The sequence below is a fragment of the Alienimonas chondri genome, assembly GCF_013036045.1.
In the GTDB taxonomy this organism is placed as follows: Bacteria; Planctomycetota; Planctomycetia; order Planctomycetales; family Planctomycetaceae; genus Alienimonas; species Alienimonas chondri.
Genome location: NZ_WTPX01000095.1, coordinates 1 through 19,431, shown reverse-complemented (window position 1 = coordinate 19,431; position 19,431 = coordinate 1). Strand labels below are relative to the sequence as shown.

Below are 19,431 nucleotides of genomic sequence, written 5' to 3'. Positions count from 1 at the left end.
GGGTTGGGGGTGAGGGGGCAACGACACCCGACCCCTCTTCACGTCCGCCTATTCAACGATCGGTCTGGCCGGCGCTCCAAGAACGGAGTCGGGTGAATCATTCGTTCACCCTCACCCCCGGCCCCTCTCCCTGAGGGAGAGGGGAGACGAAAGTACGACGTTCAGCCTCGCACGCCGATCACGATGCGCGGGTGGCCGTCGCCGTCTTTGACGGTGCGGACCTTCCCGAAGCCGGCCTCCCGCATCAGGCCGGCGACGGCGTCGGTCTGATCGTGCGACACCTCCAGCATCAGCGAACCGCCTGCCGCGAGATGGGCGGGCGCCTCCGCGACGATGCGGCGGACGTGATCGAGCCCGTCGCTGCCGCTTAGCAGGGCGAGCTGCGGTTCATGGTCGCGAACGTCCGCGGAGAGTCCGTCCCACTCGTCGTCACGGATGTACGGCGGGTTCGACAGGATCAGGTCGAACGCCTCCGTCCCGGACGGCAAAGCGGCGAACAGATCGCCGCCGGCGAGCGTCACCCGGTTCTCGACGCCGTGCGTTTGCACGTTCTCCTTGGCGATCGCAAGAGCGTCGTCGGAGAGATCGGTCGCCAGCACGTCGGCTCCGCGGTGCCCCGCGGCGACGCACACCGCCACGCACCCGCTGCCGGTGCAGAGATCCAGCACGCGCGGCGATTCGAGCGGCTTGGCCGCGTCCAACGCCTCCATCACCAGCGTTTCCGTCGCCGGACGGGGGATGAGGACGTGCCGATTCACCGCGAACCGGCGGCTGAAGAACTCGCGATAACCGACCAGATAGGCCACCGGCTCCGCCGCGGCGCGACGTTTGACGAGATCGCGCATCGCGGCCCGTTCGTCGTCCGTCAGCGGTTGGGCGAACTTGACGTAGAGCTGGATCCGTTCGCAGCCCAGTACCTTCGCCAGCAGGATCTCCGCTTCCAGCCGGGGCGACTCGCTGCCCTTCTTCTTCAGGAACCCGGCGGACGATTCGAGAATCGCTTTGACGGTCCAGACCTTCTCGTCGGCGCCCTGTTCTGCGGGACTCCGCCCGGTCGAATCGCTCATCGGGGCGGGGGCGGTCTGCATCGTCAACGGGGCGTCCTGCGGTCGTGGCGAAAGAGTGTACGCATCGCCCAAGCCGGACGCATGCGTCCGGCTCGGAACGCATCGCCGTCAATCCTCGGCTCGCACGCTGACCTGCAACGCGGAGAGCATCCGGGTGATCTTCGCCTCCTTCTTACTGATGCCCGGCACGTTCTCCAACACGATCGCCCGGGGTTCGTTCTTGGGGTGCAGGATCAGCGTCCCGCTGCGGAGCAGGACGTATTCGAAGACGTCGTTGATCTCCTTCTCGATCTTCAAATTCGGGGCGCTGTACCGCTTCAGGTTCGACAGGAACCCTTCGTGGTGCAGCAGTTCGTTCGGGCGAACCTCCCAGTAGTCGAACCGCCGGGACAGGATCACCACCAGGAACAGCACGGACATCACGCCGCCGAATGTCCAATAGAACGCCGCGTTGGCGAACGGCTTGATGTGACCGATCGCGTCGAACGCCGCGGGAAACCACTCCGGCTTCGCGGTGTTCAGCAGCCAGAGGCCCATTCCGACCCCGAATAGCAGGAAGAACAGCGTCAGCGAGGCGGTCCGCGGAAAGTCGAAGGCCAGGACCACCAGGTTCAGCGTCAGCAGGCCCAGCCAGGCCGCCGCGACGGTCTGCGTGGCGACGGTGACCTCGGGGGAGATCGTCAGCCAGACGGCGGCGATCAGCGTTCCGATCAGCGTCGGGTACAGCAGGATCACCTTCGGATAGGAGACCAGTTTGACGCTGTCCTCCACGACGGGCGGAGCGTTCTGCGACCGTGGCTGGTCGGCGGGATCGGCAGGAGCGGACATGGCACGGCGGAGGAGTCGGTCGGACGGACGCCCCAGCTTCGGCGGAACCCAGCGGGGGCGAATCGCGGGATTGGCCGCGGCATCAGGCGCGCCGGTGGGCGGGGGCGGAGTGAGTGTCGCCATCAGAGCGTCTTTCCGGTAGCCAAGGGGCGGGGCGAATCGATGCGATGCGTCGGGGCAACGAGGGCTTGAGGTGTGCGGTTCACGAATCGACTCGCTACCGTCGAAACGTTCCGTTCGCCCGAACACAGCCGTCCCCGCCGACGAGGCCGCCGCGATGTCCGATTCGTCCGTCCCGCCCGTCCCCGCCGAACGCCTGTCGCGGCGTTCCCTGCTGAAGACCGCCGCCGCGGGCGCCGCCGTCGCGCCGCTGATCGCCGGCACGCGCTCGGTGCTCGCCCAAGACGGTCCCGTTCGACCGGTGACGACGACCGGACAAGCCCCCGCCGGCGGGGCCGCCGGCCCGCATCCCGGCGTGATCGTGCGGCAATGGGAGCCGCGGAACCTCGAGTATCCGCTGCCGTCGCTCAACGCTCCGATCACGCCGACGGAGCAGTTCTACGTTCGCAGCCACTTTGATGTCCCGGAGGCCGATCCCAAGACGTGGACGCTGACGGTCGACGGCGGAGCTCCGACTGGTCGATCATTCACCCTCCCGGAATTGGAAGCCCTAGGTACCGAGGAGAAGACCGTCACTATGGAGTGCGCCGGCAACGGACGCATCTTCCTCGTCCCCAAGCCGAGCGGGCTGCTGTGGGAGACCGGCGGCGTCGGGACGGCGGTGTGGAAGGGAACGCCCCTGCGTCTCGTACTCCGGGATTTAGGAATCACGAGCGTTGCGGATCAGCGGGGCTATGGAGGGGGGAGCATTGGGTCCTTACCAGAACCCCTTGACCCGCACGTCATGCTGCACGGCGCCGACAACGGCAAACTCTCCAAGTACCCCGCCCCCCTGCACTACAACCGCGGGATGCCGCTGGCAAAGGCGATGGACGACGTGCTGCTCGCCACGCACATGAACGGCGAGCCGCTGCCGCCGCACCACGGGTTCCCGCTGCGGGCGATCGTGCCCGGTTGGTACGGCGCCGCGAGCGTGAAGTGGCTCGATCGCATCACCGTTACGAACGAACCGGACAACGGCTTCTTCAGCACCTTCGACTACGCGACCTTCGTCAAGACCCCCGCCGGCGAGCAGCTCACGCCGTTGACGGGGATGCAGGTGAAAAGCTCGCTTGCCCGTCCGGCTCGCGGAGAGCGGGTGAAAGCCGGCGAGATCGTCACCTGCCGCGGCGTCGCCTGGGCCGGGGAACGTGCGATTAAGAAGGTCGAGTTCTCCTCCGACGGCGGCCAATCGTGGAGCGACGCCAAGCTGGTGGACGCCCCGAAACCGCTCGTCTGGACCCGCTGGCGCTTCGACTGGAAAGTGCCGGAGGCGCCCGGCGCCCACACGCTGATGAGCCGCGCGACCGACAGCGAGGGGAACGTGCAACCCGCCGAACACGACCCGCTCCGCCGGGCCTACATGGTGAACTTCACCGTGCCGGTGGATGTGGAAGCGGTCCGCTCGTAGTGGCGCCCTTCAGGGCGCCCCGTGCGGCGTACGATCGTTCCACTCCGGTTCGTCTCGCTTCGCTCGACGGGGCACGCTGAAACGTGCCACTACGAACGCCTCATGGAACTGTCCGCCCTCGCCGCCCGGGTACTGCTCTCGCCGGAGATCGACCGCAAGCTGCGTCCGCCGCGCGGACCGCTGACGGATCGCGTGCCGGGGGCGGCGCTCCGCGTGAGCGATCCCGCGCGTCCTCGCTTGCTGCGGTTTCGTTACCGCAAGAACGGGCCGAAGTTGCCCCGAGGCGAGGCGTTGCGCGATCGCGGACGCCGCGGGGTCGCGCATCACATCCTCGCGAACCACGAGTTGCAGGCCGCGGAGACGATGGCCTCCGTGCTGCTGGCGTTTCCTTCGGCGCCCGCGGCGTTTCGGGCGGAACTGGGCGAAATCCTTTGCGATGAACTGCGTCACACGCGGATGCACCTCGCTCGGGCGGAGGCGTGCGGCACGCGATTCGGCGATCACACCGTCAACGGACACGTCTGGCGAAGCGCCGCCCGGTTCCGCGACGAGGCCGAGTATCTCTGTGTGCTCCCGCTGGTGTTCGAAGCGCGGAACCTCGATGAATCGCTGGAGCTCGCCGCGATGTTCGACGCGGCCGGCGATGCGAAGGGGGCGGGCGTGCTGCGGGCGATCCATGAGGACGAAATCGGCCACGTCGCGTTCGGACTGCGGTGGCTGCGAACCTTCTGTCCGGAGCCGGACGCTTTCGACGCCTGGGCCGCGCGATTGGAAATGCCGAACCAGCCGGCTCGGGCGATCGGGCGTCAGTTTCTCGAAGCCCCCCGCCGCGCCGCCGGCATGAGCGACGCCTTTCTCATGAAGCTCCAACGTGCCGCAGGGACGGAGTCGGCCCCTGAGGGCTCGACGAGCGACTCCCCAACGGCCGGTCTGGTCCCGGTCGGGAGAAAATCCGCGCTGACAGGTCCGCGGCGCGCGCACTAGATCGGCGGCGTGTCGTCCCACCCCGCCAAGTTGCCGATGCACACTGACTCTTCGACCGCTGGAGCGGCCGGGGAGAGGCTGCCCGGATTCGATCGTGTCCGGGTCGGGGCGATGCTGGCTGTGGTCATGTTTCACGCCGCTCTGCCCTACGCCTGTCGAGAGTTGTCGGGGTTGCTATGGACCGTGCGCGTGGCCGGGGACGAACACGGCGTGCTGGCGGACCCACTGTTTTGGACCGCTGAAGCGGTGATCATGCCGCTGTTCTTCGGGATGAGCGGTTTTTGGAGCGCCCGTGCCGGTGCGCGCGGGACCGTCGCCGCGTTCGTGATGGGACGCGTGCGTCGGATGGGCGTACCGCTGGCTCTCGGATGCATCACGATCGGGGCCGCGTCGCTGGCGATCTGGGTGATCGCGATGCCCCTGACCGGTCGCTTGAGCTGGGAGGACGCCCGCCGATTGGACCTGCCGCGACATATGAGCGATCAGCTCTGGGGCACCGCGCACCTCTGGTATCTTCAGTACGTGTTGCTCTGGGCGTTGTTCCAAGTCCCGCTGGACGCCGTCGTCGCGGCGGCTGATCGGGGTGAGTATCCAGTCGTCGCTCGAGCGCTGAACTGGCTGGACAAGACGATGCGGTCCCCGCGGCGGTGGCTCCTGCCGACTGTCGGCCTGACGCTCTTGCTGGCCGTCGAGCCGGATGTGTACCTCGGCTTTCCTCACGGCTGGTTTCCCCACGCGGAGAAGTTCCTGCACTCCGGCGTCTGCTTCCTGTTCGGCTGGCTGTGCTGGCGAAATCGCTCAGCGCTAGCCGCGGCCGGACCCGCCGCTGCACGTCCGCTGGCGCTCGCCGCCTCACTCGCCGCGTTCCCTTTGTATCTCGCGGTGCAATTCTCGGCCTTGGGCGGAGGCGGGGACCGGCTGCCAATCCTGCCTGCGGGGCTGTGTGCAGGGTTGGCGATCACCGCTGCTCTCATCTATGGGGCGAGTTCACGGCGACCGACGGGGCGGCTTGTCGCGACGCTCGCTGGAGCCTCTTTCTGGGTGTACCTCGTGCACCAACCGATCGTGGGGGCGCTGCATCTCGGACTCAAATTCGTGGACATGCCGGCGGATCTGAAGTTTCTCTCCGTGCTGTGCGTTGCGATCGGGCTTAGCATGGCGACGGAACCGGTGTCCCGCCGGACGCGCTTGGGCCGCTTGCTGACCGGTCGGAACGAACCGACGCTGCCGCCGGCGACGATTCGGTTCCCGGTCGCGCGACCGGACGATCAGCCAGAAGATCGCCCGGTTCGGCGGGCGGCGTAACCCGTTCGGCTTGCGGTTCTGCGGGCGCTCCTTAGAATTCGCGACCCGCGCAATCCGCTACCGGCCTGATGAAAAAAGACATCCACCCCGATTACCGCCCGGTCGTATTCCGGGACACCAACAGCGGCGAGGAGTTCCTCACCCGCTCCACGATGCAGTCGAAGGAGACGACGACCTTCGAGGGCGAGGACTATCCGCTGGTGAAGGTCGATATCTCCAGCACGTCGCATCCGTTCTACACGGGCAAGATGAAGTACGTCGACGCTGCCGGTCGCGTCGAGAAGTTCCAGAAGAAGTACGCGAAGTTCGCCAAGAAAAAGCCCGCGGGCGAAGAGGCTCAGCAGCCCGTCGCTGCGGAGTAGCGACGCGTTTCGTCGCCCGGGCCATGATCGACGGCCCGGGCTTTTTCATGCGCCGACCGTCGTTGCGTCACCCAGAAGCGCAGGCGGGGGTCGGATCCGCCCCACCCTCGCTTGCGCTTCGGGCTTACGGACTCCCCCATGTTCCCCTCCCTCGAACAGAAACTCGCCCGCTTCGAGGAGTTGGAGGCGCAGCTGCAGTCGCCGGATATCGCGTCCGATATCGATCGGATGATCGAACTCCAGCGGGAACACGGCGGACTGCAGAAGGTCGCGATCCCTGTCCGGGCCTATCACGAGCTGGAGGAGAACCTCGCCGCGGCCCGGGAGATGGTCGCGGAAGAGACCGATGCGGACGCCAAGGCCTACGCCCAGGCCGAGGTCGATGAGTTGGAAGCCGAGCGGGAGAAGATGGCCGCGGAGCTGGAGGAGCTCGCCGCGGCTGGCGATGCGGCGACGCGGGGTTCGCTGATCATGGAGATCCGCAGCGGCGCCGGCGGCGACGAGGCGGCACTGTTCGCCCGCGATCTGTGGGAGATGTACCGCAGTTACTGCGAGACGAAGGGATGGAAGATCGAGGTGATCGACAGCAGCGCCACGGACTTGGGCGGATTCCGCGAAATTACCTTCAGCGTCACCGGCGACGGGGCCTTTCTCAATCTCCAATTCGAGAGCGGCGGCCACCGCGTCCAACGGGTGCCGGAGACGGAGACCCAGGGCCGCGTGCACACCAGCGCCGCGACGGTCGCCGTGTTGCCGGAAGCGAGCGAAGTCGAAGTGACGCTCGACCCCGAAGACTTGCAGATCGACACGATGCGAGCCGGCGGGCCGGGCGGGCAGAAGGTGAACAAGACGGAGTCCGCCGTCCGCATCACCCACGTCCCGACCGGACTGGTCGTCAAGATTCAGGACGAAAAATCCCAGCACAAGAACCGCGCCAAGGCGATGCGCGTGCTGCGCTCACGCTTGCTCGAGTTGCGTGAAACCGAGGCGAACGAGGCCCGCGCGGAGAACCGCCGCACCCTCATCGGCTCCGGCGATCGCAGCGAGCGGGTCCGCACCTACAACTACCCGCAGAACCGCATCACCGACCACCGCATCGGCCTGAGCATCCACAAGCTCGACCAGGTGTTGCAGGGCGATCTGGAGGAACTGATCTCCGGCCTGCTGGAGTTCGACCGCCAGGAACGGCTCAACGCCGTCGGGTAGGGGCGCTCCGACCGGAGTCGAGCGTTTCCTTCATCAGCGCCTGCATTTTGCTGAGAACCTCGGATTCGACGTCCGCCACGTTGTCGGTCTGACCGGGGTCGGTGCGCAGGTTGTAGAGCGAATACGGCGCATCGGCCGCCGGCTCGGGGAGCCGGTACTCTTTGAGCTGCGGATGGTTGGCGTAGTTGTTCCCGCCGGAACCGGGATGGTCGAGGTAGGACCATTCGCCGCGCCGTAGCGCCAGCGAACCCCGACCGCGGAAGCCCTGCACAAGCAGGTACGGGCGGATCGGCTCCGCCGAGGGCTTCGATAACAGCGTGGGCAGAAGACTGAAGCTGTCCTGCGCCGCGTCGTTCGGCAGGTCGTAATTGATCATTTCCGCGACGGTCGCCATCACGTCGGTCAGCGAGGCGAGTTCGTCCGTCGTCGTGCCCGGTTCGATCCGGCCGGGCCAGCGGGCGAGGAGCGGCACGCGGTGGCCGCCCTCCCAGTTGTCGCGCTTCACGCCGCGCCACGGCCGGGCGCCGTCGTGATCATGGTCGTGCCGCATGTGATAGACCGTCGGCACCTCCGGCCCGTTGTCGCTGGAGAACAGCACCAGCGTGTTCTCCGCCAAGCCCGTCTCTTCGAGCGTTTGGAGCAGTTCCCCCACGATCTCGTCGAGTTCCAGAATGAAATCGCCGTGCGGGCCAACGCCGCTTTTCCCCTTGTATTGATCCGCCGGGAAGGACGGCAGGTGCACGGCTTGGGCGGAGTGGAACAGGAAGAACGGTTTGTCGGGGGCGTTTTTCGCGTGGTCCCGCAGGAACGCTTGGCTCTTCTCGAGGAATTTGAGATCGACCGTCTCCATGTTGAAGTCCGGCGCCGTCATGCCGCGACGGTTGTCGATTGCATAGGGGTGCTTGGGCAGCCCGGAGCGGTCGAGCGGCGCCACGGGGGGGACCGGAATCCGATCGCCGTCGATGTAGGCGTAGAGCCAATCGGTCGTGGGGCAGCAGGCGGTGCCGAAGAATTGATCGAAGCCGCAGTCAATTGGGCCGCCGTCGATTGCCCGGCTGTAGTCGATCCGCTGGACGCCCTCGAGACCGCCCTTGTGAATCGGCGCCCCCTCCTGATCATAGAACGTCAGCCCGATGTGCCATTTCCCCACGCAGGCCGTCGAATAGCCGGCTTCCCGCAGCATCCCCGCCAGCGTGAGTTCTCCCGCGGCGATCAGGGACGGCCCGCCCGCGCCGGAGAACACGCGACCGCCGTTCGGGACGCGAAACGGCATCTGGCCGGTCAGCAGGCCGTATCGCGTCGGCGTGCAGACGGTGCACGGGCTATGCGCGTCGGTGAATCGCATCCCCTGCGACGCCAGTCGATCCAGGTTCGGAGTCGCGACGCGGGACTCCGGGTTATAGCAACCGACGTCGCCGTACCCGAGGTCGTCGGCGAGGATCAGCAAGACGTTCGGCTGCTCGCCCGCCGCGGCCGACCCGACGAACCCGATCAGCAACATGAGAGCGAACGGCGCCCACCGCAGCGGCAGTGAGCGAAGCAGTGGACTCGGGCGGCGCATCATGACGTCGATTTGGTGAGTGACCGGCGCCGTGTTCTACGGGCCGAGACCACCCACCGCGAGCGTGGACGAGAACGGTACGTCCGCTCGCGCCGCGCCGGTTACGTTCACCCGAGAACATCGCGTCGCGGGGTCACCAACCCAGCGACATGTTCGTTTCGATCGCCCGCTGGGCTTCGTGCAGATCGGTGCCGGTGTCCAGCATGTAAAGCCGAATCGCGTGCAACTTGTCGCCGCTGGCCCGGGCGAGGCACTCGCGGGCGTTGGTGTCCGGCGCCGCGGCGCCGCGAATCCCCAGCAGCCCCTTGGAGATCACCCAGACGTCGCGGGGCCGACGAGCGACACGCAGCACCTCCTCCTCCGGATAGTGCTCCCGGGCGACCTCGAGCGCGGCTTCTTCGGTATCCGCTTCCGAAATCATGATGTGCGCGGAGGTCTCGATTTCGTACAGAGCCATCGGGAACGCCGGCAAAGTGGGACGGGACGCCCCAGAATGTACCCCCCGCGAGGCCTTCGCCCAAGTCGGCGCCGGCCGACTCCGTCAACTTCGTTGCTCGTCCGCCTTCTCTTCGGCGCTGCTGCGACGCACGTACAGAGGCGCCAAGGCGAACGGGTCGTCGCGAACGCCCTGCCGCCAACGCTCCAGCGCCGCATTGAACACCGTGCTCGCGTCCGACGTGCCGCCGGGGTTTTCGCCGTATCGAACGAGGTCGTCGCCCTCCTCGATCTCCTCAGCGGAAACAAGTCGCGGTCCTTCAGGGATCGGCGGTTCTCCGAGCGGACCGACCGTGACGTCCGTCAGGTAAACATCGCCCCGCAACGCGTCGCTGACGACCCGCAACCGGGTCCCGGGCGGATCGACGTGTTGCACGATCCGACGGACAGACAGGTGCGAGGGCACGCCGATCACGTCGCAGCCCGCGGCGAAGGCGAGCATCTTGGCGAACGTCACCCCGACTCGCAATCCGGTGAAGCTGCCGGGGCCGATCGACACGCACACGAGGTCCAAGTCCGCCAGCGTCATCCCGTGACGCTCGCAGAGAGCGGCCGCCTCCGGGACCAGCGTCCGGGCGTTCCGGCGGCCGGCGAGATCGAGACTCGCGTGTTCCCAAAGGCCCTCGCGGTCGACCAGGAACAACGTCCCGGCATGCCCGCCGCGGGCGAGATCCACGGCAAGCGTCGCCGGGGTACGGTCGTTCGCCTCGCTCATCGACGGTTGCGGGTGTGGGTGACCTTCGCGGAACGGCCGGACCCCTTCGCACGGCGGGGGACGAACACCTTCGGCTTCCGCTCCTCCTTCGGCGGGCCGGGCCACTGCTTACCGCTCATCTCGCCGAGGAAGCGGCTGGGGTGACACGGCTTGACCCGTCCCCGGCTGCGACGGCCGAGGCAGTAGGAAAGCGTGAGGTAGTCCCGCGCCCGCGTCAGGCCGACGTAGCAGAGCCGGCGCTCTTCCTCCATCGCCGCCCGCGTGCCCAGTTCGACGCTCCGCTTGTGCGGCAGCACGCCCTCTTCCAGACCCACGAGATATACGCGGGGGAACTCCAGCCCCTTCGCGGAGTGCAGCGTCATCAGCACCACCGCCTTGCCGGGGCCGTCCTCCTTCTTGTCCTCGACCTCCCGTTCGCCCAGCGTCGTCTCCTGCAAGTAGCCGGCGAGCGTCGGTTGCTTCGCGTCGGCGCTGTAGTGCCGGAGCGAATCGAGCACCGCTTCGATGCCGGCGCTGCGGGCGATCCGCTCCTGGGGGTTGTCGTAGCGGCGGTCGATTTCGGATTCGTAATCGACCCGATCCAACAACGTCGCCGCGACCGCGGAGAGATCCCGGGCCGTGGCGAGTTTGCGGCGGAACTCGGCCAGCAGAGAACGAAATCCCTCCAGGGCCGAGGCCGTCTTCGGATTGATCTCCCCCCGCTTCGATCGGGCGGCGGCGGCGTCCCAGAACGACGCGCCAGTGCGAACCGCCTCGTCCAGCGTGGCTTTCACGGTCGTCTGACCGATTCCCCGCGGCGGGACGTTCACGATCCGCAGCAACGCCCGATCGTCCCGCTCCGAATCGACCGCCCGCAACAATGCGAGGACGTCCTTCACCTCTTTGCGGTCGAAGAAGCTCTGCCCGCCGACGACTTCGTAGGGAATCTGTCGTTTGCGGAGGTGTTCCTCGAACGGCCGCGTCTGGTCCGCCGTGCGATGCAGCACGGCGATGTCGCCCGGGTTCACGCCGCGCTGTTTGGTGAGGAAGTCGATCTCCAAAACGGTCTGTTCCGCTTCGACGTCGGCGTCCTGATAGGGCGTCACCTTCACGGGGTTCGTCACCCGGCGGGCCGGGGTCAGCGTCTTGTCGTGCCGGGACTTGTTGAACGTGACGAGACGGTTGGACCACTCGATCACCGGGGCCGAGCAGCGGTAGTTCTCCTCCAGCCGGATCACTTTGGCGCCGGGGAAATGCGAGGCGAAGTGGAGGATGTGCTCCACGTCGGCGCCGCGCCAGCCGTAGATCGATTGGTCATCGTCGCCGACGACGCAGAGGTTCTTGTGCGAATCGACCAGCGCCTTCAGCACGCCGAACTGAACGCCGTTGGTGTCCTGATACTCGTCCACCTGCACGAAGTCGAAACGCCCGGCGTGATATGCCAGTCGATCCGGGCGCTCGCGGAAGAGGCGAAGGACGAGCAGCAGTAGGTCGTCGAAGTCCACCCCGCCTTCGGCCAGCAGCTTGTCCGCGTATTTGCGGTAGGCGAGCGCCGCGAGAAAGTCGCGGTCGTCCTCGACCGCCCCGACGGCCTCCGCCGGACTCAACCCGGCGGACTTCCACTTGCTGATGCGCGCCAGCAGATCGCCCGGCTTCAGGGCGCCGTCGGCCAGCTTCACTTCCCGCAACACCCCGCGGGCGGCACTCTCCTGATCGCCGCGGTCGAAGATCGCGAACCGCTCCGGCAAACCGACGTTTGCGGTCTCCTGCCGCAAGATCCGCAGGCAAAGCGCGTGAAACGTGCTGATCACCGGCGCCGGCTCGCCCCGACGCCGTTTGCGCCCCGGGTGCAGCAGAGCGGCGGCCCGCTCCCGCATCTCCTTCGACGCTTTGTTGGTGAAGGTGACGGACAGCGTGCGATCCGCCGGCGTCCCGGTACGGACCAATTCCGCCAGACGTTGCGTGATCACCCGCGTCTTGCCGGTGCCCGCCCCGGCGAGCACCAACAGCGGGCCTTCCCGATGACGCACGGCCTCGCGCTGCGGGGAGTTCAGTCCGTCGAGGCTCAAACGGAAACGTCCATACAGGAAGGCGAGCGGTGGGCGTCAGCCCTCCGTGTCATCGTAAGCAAGCGAACGCACGGGGGGCTGACGCCCCTCCGCTCGCCTCATCTTATCGAGAGCAATAGTCGATCAGCCGCGCGATCTCGCCGCGGAGGTCGGGGCGACTCACGATACGGTCGACGAAGCCGTGATCCAGCAGGAATTCGCTGGTCTGAAACCCGCCGGGCAGCTTCTGCTTGACCGTGGCCTCGACGACCCGCGGACCGGCGAAGCCGATCAGGGCCTTCGGTTCGGCGAGCACCACGTCGCCGAGGCTGGCGAAGCTCGCCGCGACGCCGCCCATCGTCGGGTTCGTCAGCACGGAGATGAACAGCCCGCCGGCCTCGTTCAACTTGCCCAGCGCCGCGCAGGTCTTGCCCATCTGCATCAGGCTGAAGATGCCTTCGTGCATGCGGGCGCCGCCGCCGGAACCGCTGACGATCGCCAGCGGGAGCTTCTGCTCCGTCGCCCGTTCGATGGCTCTGGTCAGCTTCTCGCCGACGACGGACCCCATCGAACCCATGATGAAGGCGGAGTCCGTGATCGCCAGCGCCAGCGGGCGACCGCGGAGGTAGCCGCGGCCGGAAACGCACGCCTCCGGCATCCCGGTGCGCTTTTGCTCCGAGACCAGCCGTTCGGCATAGGGTTTGCGATCCGAGAACCCGAGCGGGTCCGACGGCCGCAGGTTCTCGTCCCACTCCTCGAAGCTCTCCGCATCGAGCAGGTGGGCGATGCGGTCGCGGGCGGAGATGTAGAAGTGGTGATCGCACTCCGGACAGAGCCCTTGGCGCTCGTCCACCAGCTTGCGGAAGACGGTCTGCCCGCAGCCGGGACAGCGAACCCACACGCCTTCCGGCACGCCGCGTTTCTTGGGCGGGTCGTTGCCGCTGCGTTGCGCGCCGGCGCCATGCGGGGGGACGGGATCGGTGGGGGGAGTGTCTTCCGTCATCGCTCTTCAGTCGTGCCCATGTCTTCGTCGCCTGCTGCCACGACGGCCTCGCCTTCGACGTCGGTCACAGCGGCCAATTGCTCGCTGCTGAGGCTGGAGACGCACGCCTCCTCCCGCACGCTGCCCTCAGTGCTGACCACCGTCACGCTGCCGCAGCGACGCGGTTGCCCGAGCGGCCCGTCAAACTCCACCGCTTCGCCCAACACGACGCTCTCGATCAACGTCGCCAGCGGATCGGCCGCGACGATCCCGAACGTGCGCCCTTTTTTCAGCGGCTTCGAGAGCGCTTTACGGACCCGGTCCAGCGCCTCGCCGACGCTCTCCCCATCCGGCGGGCAGACGCTTTCCGGCTCGTCGTGCCATTTGCGGGCGAGTTTGGGGTACCGGCGGCGGACGTCGTCGACGGTCAGCCCCTCCCACAACCCCTGATCGAGGTTGCAGAGCGCCTCCGTCACTTTGACCGGCAGGTCGAGGCGCTCGCCGAGTTGCTCCGCCGTCGCGGCGACGTTGCCGCCGGCCCCGCGGAGCAGATAGGACAAATGCAGCCCGCGGAGCGTGTCGATCAGATCCGCGTTCTGAGCTTCCCCCGCCGCGTTGAGCGGCAGATCGAGCCGCCCGGCGATGCGGCTTTGCGCATCGTAATCGGTACAGCCGGGGCGGATGACGGCGACCTCGGTCATCGGACCGCTCCCGACCCGGGACCGGTCGCCGCGGCGCCGAGATCCTTCACGGCGGCCGCGTAGTCTTCGCGGTTGAAGACGCTCGAACCGCAGACGAAATACGAGGCCCCGGCGGCCGCGGCCGGGCCGATCGTGTCCGGGCCGATGCCGCCATCCACGCCGACGATCGCAGCGCCCGAAGACGCGGCGACGGCGGCGATTTTCTCGCTCGAACCGGGCAGATAACTCTGCCCGCCGAAGCCGGGGTTCACGCTCATCACTAGGCAGAGGTCGAACCGGCCTTCCAGATCACGCACTCGTTCCGCCGGCGTTTCCGGGTTCAGGCAGATGCCGGCCGCGACGTCCGCGTCGCGCATTCGATTCAAGAGGTCGACGGAGAAATCCTCCGCTTCGACATGGACCGTGATCAGATCGCAACCGGCTTTGAGGTACTCGTCGAGGTACTTCCCCGGCTCGCTAACCATCAGGTGCGCATCGAAGACCGCGTCGGTCCGCTCGCGCAGATCGGCGATCACCATGGCGCCGTAGGAGAGGTTCGGCACGAAGTGGCCGTCCATCACGTCCCAGTGCAGCGCCTTGGCGCCGGCGGCGTCCAGCAGGTCGACTTCATCCGCCAAGCGGGCAAAATCGCACTTCAACATGGAGGGGGCGATTACGGGAGACGACTCCCGCAGGACGCTGAGAACTCGGTCGCGTCGGGTCATGCCGCTGGTCGGGTGGGAAACAAACAACGCCGGGGTCCGTCGCGGACCCCGGCGTCACATTCTCAATCGACTACAGCGAGGCGATTTTCGCGATGATGTCCGCGGTACGGTTCGAGTAGCCGAACTCGTTGTCGTACCAGCCCATGACCTTCACCATCGACGGGCCGATGGCGAGGGTGAACTCGCCGTCGAAGATGCAGGAGTGCGGGTCGCCGACGATGTCCGAGGAGACGATCGGATCTTCGGTGTAGGACATGATCCCCTTGAGGGAACCTTCGCTGGCCGCCTTCATCGCCGCGTTGACGTCGTCGGCGGAGGCCGTTTTCTTCAGCGTGGCGGTCAGGTCGGTCACGCTGCCGGCGGGAACCGGCACGCGGAGGGCGAAGCCGGTGAGCTTGCCGTCGACGGAGGGGATCACCTTGCCGACGGCCTTCGCGGCGCCGGTGGTGGTCGGGATGATGTTCAGCGCCGCGGCCCGGGCGCGGTGCAGATCCTTGTGGATCTGGTCCGCGACGTTCTGGTCGTTCGTGTAGGCGTGGATGGTGGTCATCAGGCCGTACTCCAGGCCGAATTCCTCTTCCAGCACCTTCACCATCGGGGCGAGGCAGTTGGTGGTGCAGCTCGCGTTGGAGATGCACTTGTCGCCGGACTGCAGCTGGTCGTCGTTGACGCCCATGACGATCGTGCGATCGATGTCGTCCTTGGCCGGCTGGCTGAGCACGACCTTGCGGGCGCCGGCGTCGAGGTGGCTGTCGTAGCCGGGCTTCGTTTCCGTCTTGCGGGTGGCGAAGATGCCGGTCGATTCGAGCGCGACTTCGCAGCCGACGTCGCCCCAGGGCAGGTCGGCCGGGTTGCGTTCGCTGAAGACGGGGATCTTCTTGCCGTTGACGATCAGGCCTTCTTCATCGGCCTCGACCGTGCCGGGAAACCGGCCGTGCACGCTGTCGTACTTGAGCAGGATCGCCAACGCCTTGTTGTCGGCGAGGTCGTTGATCCCGACGATCTCAAATTCCTCAGGACGGGCGGCCATTGCCCGGAAGGAGATGCGGCCGATCCGCCCGAACCCGTTGATACCGACTTTAACCGCCACGAAACGTCTCGCTTGCTGGAGAATAGAACTCAGGAGGACTGACGCCGGGTGGCGCCGGAACGCGGGCGCAATCCCTCCGCCGACGTCGCGGGAAGCGTAGGCATCGGGCCTCCACCCCACAACCGAGCGGGTCGTCCGACGTCATCGTTTGAAGACCCGGCAAACTTTAGCGGGCGGTTTCCGAAACGCTGGCAGATCCAACGGGCGTTAGCACAATCGAGCAATGCTCCATCGCCCCGCCCTAACCGTTCTGGCTGCTCTGGCCGCCCCCGCCGTTCTGTTCGCCCACCCGCCGGGGGGGGACGGACATCACGTGCACCTCGAAGACCTACCGCAGCCGGAGAAGCAGTCCGACGCTGTGACGCACGCCCCGACCGCGATGCCGGACCGAGTCGTGCTGACTTACGCCCACGACCCCGCCGCCACCCAGGCCGTCACCTGGCGGACGCACGACGAAACCGAGAACGCGTTCGCCCAGATCGCTCTCGCCACCCGGGGGCCGCAGTTTGTGTCTCCCCGGAATCGGATGAGTGCGGACGAAGACTTCGTGACCGTCGTTTCGGCGGAGACGACGCCCTATCGCACCGAGTTATCCGCCGCGAACTACCACACGGCCGAGTTCACGGGCCTCACGCCGTCCACGAAGTACGTCTATCGGGTCGGCGACGGCACGAATTGGAGCGAATGGAGCCATTTCACCACCGCAGCGGACAAGCCGGAGCCGTTCTCGTTCATCTACGTCGGCGACGCTCAGAACGAAGTGTTCAGCCTGTGGAGCCGCGTGATTCGACAGGCGTTCGCCGACGCCCCCAAGGCGGCGTTCACGCTGCACGCCGGCGACCTGATCAACAAGGCGGAGGCGGACGACGAGTGGGGCGGCTGGTTCGACGCGGGCGGGTTTATCAACCGCGGCACCCCCGTCCTCGCTACGCCGGGCAACCACGAGTACTACACCAAAGGCAAGGTCGTCAGTGCCCATTGGCGACCGACATTCGCCTTTCCGGAGAACGGCCCGGACATCCCCGGCCTCGAAGAGACGGTCTGGTATCTCGATTATCAGGGCGTCCGATTCATCAGCTTGAACTCGAACGAAAAGACCGAGGAACAGGTTCCGTGGCTTCGCAAAACGCTCGCCTCGAATCCCCACCGATGGACGATCGTGACGTTCCACCATCCGCTCTATAACTCGAAGGCCGGACGCGATAATCCGGAGCTGCGCGCCGCTTGGCAGCCGCTGTTCGACGAGTTCGGCGTGGACTTGGTGTTGCAGGGGCACGATCACACCTACGCCCGCAGCAAGCTGGTCACGGCGGCGGACAACGAGGTCGATCGGAACGCCTCTCCAAGCGAGGACTCCGACGTGCGGAGCCAGCCGGCCGACGGCGTGACGCGGGATGAAAACGTCGCGGCGGGCGTCAGCGGCGTGTCGGAGGCCGGCACGGTGTATGTCGTCAGCGTCAGCGGACCGAAGATGTACGACCTCGGCGATCGCCCGCTGTTCCGCCGCACCGGCGGGGGGACGCAGCTGTATCAGATCATCAGCCTCGACGGCGACGTGCTGCGCTTCGACGCCTACACCGCGACCGGCGCCCTGTTCGACGGGTTCACCCTGACGAAGAACGAGTCCGGGCCAAACACGCTGACGGAAGACGCCGCGGACGACGTCCAGGTGCCGGTCAACGCGGAGACGCCGTAGGTTCCGGCCCGTCGAGGCGGCAGCGGAATCGGTCGGTTACGACCGATTCCGCTTCGCTTTGGCCTGTTCGCTGTAGAGCTTCAACGTCTTTCGTTCCTTTCGGGTGAGGCTCGACTCGCCGCTGGCGTGCAGCTTTGCGAGAACCAGGTCCGCGCGCCGTTCGAGTTCGTCGTCCTCCTCGTCCGCGGTCTCCGGGCGGTGCAGGCGAACCTTCGGCCCGACCCCGACGGATCGTTTGAGCCCGCGGAACGTGAATCGCGGCAGGCGGCCGGTGACGCGATCCAGCGCCTCGTCGAAATTCCAGCCGAACTTGAAGTAGAGCCACCCCAGCAACAGTCCGCCGAAGTGGGCGCCGTGGGCGACGCCGTCCGCCGCAATCGTGCCGGCTCCGACGCGCATCAGGACTTCGTAGGTCTCGAAAATGGCGTACAGCCCGGCGACCAGCCAGAGCGGAACCGTGATGAAGATCAGGCTGATCTGCTTGTGGGGATCCCACAGCGCCGAGAGCATGATCACGCCCATCACCGCGCCGCTGGCGCCGATGCAGGTGGACACCGCGTCGCCTCCCGGCCCGATCCCGGGGGTCAATTCGAGGGCGGAGAAGATCAGCCCGCCCGCGATCAGCGAGGCGAAGTAGAAGAGGAGAAACTCCTTGGCCCCCAAGCGGTCCTCGGCGTACCTGCCGAGTCCGTACAGCCACAGCATGTTAAACAGGATGTGCCACAGGTCGCCGTGCAGGAATCCGTAGGAGACCAGTCGCCACACCTGTCCGATTCCGAGCAGCGACGGATCGAGGCCGAACAGCCCGCTCATCAGCGGTTGGTCGTAGATCCTCGGCGCCCGCGCCGAAAGGAGCTGCACCACAAAGACGACGATGCAGACGATCACGATCCCTTTGACCGCGCGGTTGCTCCCGCCCAGAAACGCCCGGCGCGAGGGGCTGTCCCAGGCGTAATCGCGATCCTCGAAAGCCATCAGTGCGGCACGCAAATGAGAGACGTCGGACGCGCTCCCGATGCGGCCGCGTCGCGGCTACTCGCCTTGCGCGGTCCGCGGCGGGGCCGCGGTCGGCAAACGGCCGGCGAGGTCGACGTTCTCCGCCAACGCCGCCCGCAGCCGGTCACTGGCATTCTTGACCGCCCGTCGCAACTGGTCCAGTTCAACTAACCGTTCCGCCCGATCCTGCTCCTCCGCGGTGGTCGCGGCGATGATCCCGGCTTTGATCTCCGGGGCGTCGGAAATCTCCGGCGCGTCCGGGTCGCCCAGCAAGGCCCGCTCGCGAGCGGCGAGCGTGTCCTGGGCATCCGCGACGGACTGCCGACGCAATTCGAGCGTGTTCCGCCGATTGCCCAGCACTTCGCGGCGGGTCACGAGGGAGGCGTCCAGCGTTTCAAACTGCGACGCCCGCGAGGCCGGCACGTCGTACCGCACCCGCCAAGGGGCGGCGACCGGCCAGGTTTGCGGTTCGCCCGGCTGCACGACGAACGTCGGCGCCAACTGCGAGGAGCGTTCCGCCGCCTGCACGACCGAGAACGGGCCGATGTACACGCTCGCGTCGCCTTCGCCTGTGGGGGCGAACAGATGCACGACCGGGGCGGCCGCGCCCGCTTCGCCGGCGGCCAATCCGTCCGCCGTGCCGATGTCGAGGGCCACATTGCCCTGGGCGTCGAACTGCGGTTGGCGGGCCGTCAGCACCTGACCGAAGCCGGCGTTCGCGGCCCGCAATTCGTTCGTCAGCTGCAACTCGTTGGCCCTCAGGGCGGGCAAGCCCTCCGCGGCTTGTTCCGCGGCCGCTTGCGCCTCGTTCGCCTCGCTGCTCCAGGACGACTGCGTGTCGAGCGACCGAATGGAGAAGTAGAACGCGGCGATCCCGCCGATCACCAGCAGGCTGCTGAAGATGATGCGGTAGATCTTCACGGGGGCGTGATCCGGGGGCGGGGACGAACGCGGAGGCGTCGCATCGTACGACGTTCCAACGACCGGCGGTTGACGGCGACGGGGATTGCGGAACCGCTCAGGCTAAGTTGCGGCGCGCGCGGCGGTCAAACAGAATCGGCCCTCCGAGGGGGTCGCGTCGCTCTCGACCGCCGCCGATCGCCAGAACCGGCGCCGTCCGTCGCCCGTTCCCCGTACGACCC

18 protein-coding genes are annotated in these 19,431 nt (G+C 67.0%); 6 read left to right on the top strand and 12 right to left on the bottom strand.

Going from position 1 to position 19,431, the window contains the following annotated elements; genetic code table 11:
* Positions 1-161: 161 nt before the first annotated feature.
* Entirely contained in the window at positions 162-1,088 is a 927-nt protein-coding gene (gene prmC / locus LzC2_RS14045) for a peptide chain release factor N(5)-glutamine methyltransferase (protein WP_206678724.1), read from the bottom strand.
* A gap of 87 nt (positions 1,089-1,175) precedes the next feature.
* Positions 1,176-1,895 (bottom strand): hypothetical protein, encoded by a 720-nt coding sequence (locus LzC2_RS14040; RefSeq protein ID WP_171188040.1) that lies wholly within the window; start codon positions 1,893-1,895, stop codon positions 1,176-1,178.
* Between the two features lie 277 nt (positions 1,896-2,172).
* On the opposite strand from LzC2_RS14040, the gene LzC2_RS14035 reads away from it, so the two are divergent.
* The 5 genes from LzC2_RS14035 to prfA all read left to right on the top strand — a co-directional run bounded on the left by LzC2_RS14035 (position 2,173) and on the right by prfA (position 7,322).
* Entirely contained in the window at positions 2,173-3,465 is a 1,293-nt protein-coding gene (locus tag LzC2_RS14035) for a sulfite oxidase (RefSeq protein ID WP_194362398.1), read from the top strand.
* 102 nt (positions 3,466-3,567) lie between these two features.
* Entirely contained in the window at positions 3,568-4,449 is an 882-nt protein-coding gene (locus LzC2_RS14030) for a DUF455 family protein (RefSeq protein WP_171188038.1), read from the top strand.
* A 36-nt stretch (positions 4,450-4,485) separates the two neighbouring features.
* Positions 4,486-5,754 carry an acyltransferase family protein gene (locus tag LzC2_RS14025; protein WP_261345262.1) on the top strand — a complete coding sequence of 423 codons (1,269 nt, stop codon included), beginning with the start codon at positions 4,486-4,488 and terminating at the stop codon, positions 5,752-5,754.
* Between the two features lie 68 nt (positions 5,755-5,822).
* Entirely contained in the window at positions 5,823-6,116 is a 294-nt protein-coding gene (locus tag LzC2_RS14020; RefSeq protein WP_171188033.1) for a type B 50S ribosomal protein L31, read from the top strand.
* A 138-nt stretch (positions 6,117-6,254) separates the two neighbouring features.
* A complete protein-coding gene (gene prfA, locus LzC2_RS14015; RefSeq protein ID WP_171188031.1) occupies positions 6,255-7,322 on the top strand; it encodes a peptide chain release factor 1 in 1,068 nt (355 codons plus the stop codon).
* Here the strand turns inward: prfA and LzC2_RS14010 are convergent.
* From LzC2_RS14010 to gap, 8 genes are all read right to left on the bottom strand, one after another.
* The gene (locus LzC2_RS14010; RefSeq protein WP_246255012.1) at positions 7,306-8,886 is read right to left on the bottom strand and encodes a sulfatase family protein; all 1,581 of its coding nucleotides are present in this window, start codon (positions 8,884-8,886) and stop codon (positions 7,306-7,308) included. The two genes, prfA and LzC2_RS14010, sit on opposite strands and share 17 nt — an antisense overlap.
* 130 nt (positions 8,887-9,016) lie before the next feature.
* Positions 9,017-9,340 carry a DUF6793 family protein gene (locus tag LzC2_RS14005; RefSeq protein ID WP_171188029.1) on the bottom strand — a complete coding sequence of 108 codons (324 nt, stop codon included), beginning with the start codon at positions 9,338-9,340 and terminating at the stop codon, positions 9,017-9,019.
* 84 nt (positions 9,341-9,424) lie between these two features.
* A complete protein-coding gene (gene tsaB, locus LzC2_RS14000) occupies positions 9,425-10,093 on the bottom strand; it encodes a tRNA (adenosine(37)-N6)-threonylcarbamoyltransferase complex dimerization subunit type 1 TsaB (RefSeq protein WP_171188026.1) in 669 nt (222 codons plus the stop codon).
* A complete protein-coding gene (locus LzC2_RS13995; protein WP_171188025.1) occupies positions 10,090-12,141 on the bottom strand; it encodes an ATP-dependent helicase in 2,052 nt (683 codons plus the stop codon). Before LzC2_RS13995 ends, tsaB begins: the two co-directional genes overlap by 4 nt.
* A gap of 103 nt (positions 12,142-12,244) precedes the next feature.
* Positions 12,245-13,123: an acetyl-CoA carboxylase, carboxyltransferase subunit beta gene (accD, locus tag LzC2_RS13990; RefSeq protein ID WP_171188023.1), complete on the bottom strand. Its 879-nt coding sequence runs from the start codon at positions 13,121-13,123 to the stop codon at positions 12,245-12,247.
* Positions 13,120-13,803 carry a histidine phosphatase family protein gene (locus tag LzC2_RS13985; protein WP_171188021.1) on the bottom strand — a complete coding sequence of 228 codons (684 nt, stop codon included), beginning with the start codon at positions 13,801-13,803 and terminating at the stop codon, positions 13,120-13,122. Before LzC2_RS13985 ends, accD begins: the two co-directional genes overlap by 4 nt.
* Entirely contained in the window at positions 13,800-14,507 is a 708-nt protein-coding gene (gene rpe / locus LzC2_RS13980; RefSeq protein ID WP_171188019.1) for a ribulose-phosphate 3-epimerase, read from the bottom strand. The genes LzC2_RS13985 and rpe overlap by 4 nt, the downstream gene beginning before the upstream one ends.
* Positions 14,508-14,577: 70 nt before the next feature.
* Complete coding sequence (gene gap, locus LzC2_RS13975) at positions 14,578-15,597, bottom strand: type I glyceraldehyde-3-phosphate dehydrogenase (RefSeq protein ID WP_171188017.1); 1,020 nt, start codon at positions 15,595-15,597, stop codon at positions 14,578-14,580.
* 223 nt (positions 15,598-15,820) lie between these two features.
* On the opposite strand from gap, the gene LzC2_RS13970 reads away from it, so the two are divergent.
* A complete protein-coding gene (locus LzC2_RS13970; protein WP_206678723.1) occupies positions 15,821-17,293 on the top strand; it encodes a purple acid phosphatase family protein in 1,473 nt (490 codons plus the stop codon).
* Between the two features lie 36 nt (positions 17,294-17,329).
* On the opposite strand, the gene LzC2_RS13965 is transcribed toward LzC2_RS13970, so the two are convergent.
* Positions 17,330-18,283 (bottom strand): rhomboid family protein, encoded by a 954-nt coding sequence (locus tag LzC2_RS13965; protein WP_171188014.1) that lies wholly within the window; start codon positions 18,281-18,283, stop codon positions 17,330-17,332.
* Positions 18,284-18,325: 42 nt separating this feature from the next.
* Positions 18,326-19,210 (bottom strand): hypothetical protein, encoded by an 885-nt coding sequence (locus LzC2_RS13960; protein ID WP_171188012.1) that lies wholly within the window; start codon positions 19,208-19,210, stop codon positions 18,326-18,328.
* Positions 19,211-19,431 lie beyond the last annotated feature (221 nt).